2 protein-coding genes and 2 pseudogenes are annotated in these 1,358 nt (G+C 30.9%); all 4 read left to right on the plus strand.

The annotated features are described in order from the left end of the window. A pseudogene (locus IDG60_RS14290) lies at positions 1–218 on the plus strand (DUF1523 family protein); the annotation flags it as partial. Beyond that, entirely contained in the window at positions 215–367 is a 153-nt protein-coding gene (gene rinB, locus IDG60_RS14295) for a transcriptional activator RinB (protein WP_000595263.1), read from the plus strand. The pseudogene IDG60_RS14290 and the gene rinB, both read left to right, overlap by 4 nt. Before the next feature lie 67 nt (positions 368–434). Then, positions 435–635, plus strand: a complete 201-nt coding sequence (locus IDG60_RS14300; protein ID WP_000265252.1) for a DUF1514 family protein — start codon at positions 435–437, stop codon at positions 633–635. Positions 636–922: 287 nt separating this feature from the next. Further along, positions 923–1,358, plus strand: a pseudogene (locus IDG60_RS14305) (virulence-associated E family protein); the annotation flags it as partial.

Consider the following 1,358-nt stretch of genomic DNA (forward strand, 5'->3'; position numbering starts at 1 on the left):
AGAGACAAGATAAAGAAGACAAGTTCTATATTGTATTAGACAACAAACAAGTCATTGAAAACTCCGACTTATTATTCAAAAAGAAATTTGATAGCGCAGACATACAAGCTAGGTTAAAAGTAGGCGATAAGGTAGAAGTTAAAACAATCGGTTATAGAATACACTTTTTAAATTTATATCCGGTCTTATACGAAGTAAAGAAGGTAGATAAACAATGATTAAACAAATACTAAGACTATTATTCTTACTAGCAATGTATGAGTTAGGTAAGTATGTAACTGAGCAAGTGTATATTATGATGACGGCTAATGATGATGTAGAGGCGCCGAGTGATTACGAAAAAATCAGAGCTGAAGTTTCATGGTAATAGCTATTATCATTTTTGAATTAATTATATTAATGTGTTTAGCAATAGCACTGGAGGTGTTGTAAATATGTGGATTGTCATTTCAATCGTTTTAGCTATATTTTTATTGATCTTGTTAAGTAGCATTTCTCATAAGATGAAAACCATAGAAGCATTGGAGTATATGAATTCTTATCTTTTCAAGCAGTTAGTAAAAAATAATGGTGTTGAAGGTTTAGAAGATTATGAAAATGAAGTTGAACGAATTAGAAAAAGATTCAAAAGCTAAAGAGGGGGCTAAAGCCCTCTCCAGGATTAAAAGAAGCGGATATTTTTTATTTCGTTTTTGTAAATTAAAACTAATTTATGTGAAATTGTCTTTGAAGTCTTGATAATTAAGAAGGTTGAATTTTCTGAGATTATATTAGTTACGGGAAAGGCTTTTCCTGAGTGCAATAAAATTAAAGTTCTCAAGTTTTCATTTTCGTATTTATCATAAATGATTTCGCGTAAAGTTTTCAAAATTTGTCACCTCTTTAATTTTATTAAATTAATTATACAAGAAAGGAGCCGAATATGTTAGACAAAGTCACTCAAATAGAAACAATTAAATATGATCGTGATGTCTCATATTCTTATGCTGCTAGTCGTTTATCCACATATTGGACTAATCACAATATGGCTTGGTCTGACTTTATGCAGAAGCTAGCACAAACAGTTAGAACTAAAGAAGATTTAACTGAGTACAATAAAATGTCTAAGTCTGAACAAGCAGATATAAAAGATGTTGGCGGATTTGTCGGTGGATATTTAAAAGAAGGCAAACGACGTGCTGGTCAAGTCATGAATCGTTCAATGCTAACACTTGATATCGATTATGCTGCTCAAGATATGACTGACATATTATCTATGTTTTATGATTTTGCATATTGTTTATATTCAACACATAAGCATAGAGAGATAAGTCCAAGACTGCGTTTAGTGATTCCTTTAAAACGAAATGTAAATGCAG

This window comes from Staphylococcus sp. EG-SA-2 (assembly GCF_017152085.1).